At 45.2% G+C, this 1,497-nt stretch carries 1 protein-coding gene; it reads left to right on the top strand.

From position 1 onward, the window contains the following. Positions 1-102 precede the first annotated feature (102 nt). Positions 103-1,404 carry an NF041680 family putative transposase gene (locus QUA77_RS29075; protein ID WP_333454090.1) on the top strand — a complete coding sequence of 434 codons (1,302 nt, stop codon included), beginning with the start codon at positions 103-105 and terminating at the stop codon, positions 1,402-1,404. The last annotated feature ends 93 nt before the right edge of the window (positions 1,405-1,497 follow it).

The following is a 1,497-nucleotide window of genomic DNA, read 5'->3' as shown; positions in this document are numbered from 1 at the left end:
CTGGAGTTTAGACTAAAAAAGAGAGAACGGTGGCAAAAGAAAAACTTGAGCCACCGTTAAGGAGAGAATGAGGGTGAAAAATAAAACCCATCCACTCCCTAAATGAACAGTGAACGATTAAAGGACTTTCGTCAAGCAGCATACGAGTTATTGGTGCGAGCGAAGGATGCAACATTCGAGCTGATAGATGCAGTGATGACAACCAGGAATGCGTCATGTTTAGCGGAATTTTCGCTCAGTCCGTTATTCAGTCGTCAATGGTCAAGCATATACGAAGCCTTACAAGACAGTAGGCCAGACCGGAGAAAACTAATGGAGTTGTATATTAAGCAATTAGAGCAGGAAGCACCTGCAATGGAACATATGTTAGTAGCAATCGACCATACCGCATGGGGGAGACCAGATGCTAAAACATTAAAAGACAGAACCCATGAATATCAGGGGGGCGTAATTATTGGACAAGGATACAGCACAATTGCGTGGATACCCGAAGCAGAAGGAAGTTGGGCACTACCGTTGCTGCACGAACGGATGAGCAGTGCAGAATCCCCAATACAAAAAGCGGCAACACAACTGAAGCTAGTCTGCCAACAGAGCGTCAATCCAGTATTAGCAGTTTTAGACCGAGAATATGGCAATGCAAGTTGGGTACTAGCGATAGCAGATATTGAAGCTGATTGTTTAATGAGAGTCCGAAGCAATGCCTGCTTGTGGTCAGCACCACCAGCCTATAGTGGTCGCGGCAGACCACGGAAACACGGGCCCAAAATCAAGCTCAACGACCCAACCACATGGCTCGAAGCGGATACTGTGATTGAAATTGACGAACATCCGCAGTTGGGACAAGTCCGAGTTAGGCAATGGCTTGACTTACATTTTTATCGTGCAGCAGGACAGAGAGTCAATTTAATCCTTGTGGAAAGAATGAATCTCATGTCAAGCGGTCAGCCGTTTCCACCCTTGTGGTTGGCTTGGGTCGGAGAGCGCACTCTACCCTTAGAAACTGTTTGGTTTAAGTATTTACGACGTTTTGGAGTGGATCATTGGTATAGATTTGCTAAGCAACGATTACATTGGACATTACCTAACTTAAAAACTCCCGAACAATCAGAGCGGTGGAGCGATTTAATGCCGTTGATGAGTTGGCAACTCTGGCTGGCTAAGGACTTAGTGGTCGAGAATCGACTGCCTTGGCAATCTGCTAGTATCAATTTAACTCCTGGACGTGTTGCCCAATCAATGTTGTCGATTTTAGTTGACATTGGTACTCCGGCTCAACTGCCTAAACCTAGGGGCAAATCACCTGGTTGGGAAAAAGGAAAGGCACGTACTAAAGCACCGTACTATCCCACTGTTAAAAAACGGGTTTCTCGACGCAAAAAATCTTCAAAATTAGCTGTTTAATCTTCTACCTCTTGAGTTGTTGAGTAACAGCTTGCCTTCTAGTGAAAGGCAGCTACTTTTAGCTGCGACCATTGTTTAGTCTAAACTCCAGTT

Origin of the sequence: Microcoleus sp. K5-D4 (assembly GCF_036704575.1) — a bacterium.
GTDB lineage: Bacteria > Cyanobacteriota > Cyanobacteriia > Cyanobacteriales > Microcoleaceae > Microcoleus.
This window is presented reverse-complemented; position numbering and strand designations above follow the sequence as displayed.

Bases quoted from the DNA above. Each gene is read 5' to 3' on its own strand.
- QUA77_RS29075 (WP_333454090.1), top strand. From the start codon at position 103: ATGAACAGTGAACGATTAAAGGACTTTCGTCAAGCAGCATACGAGTTA.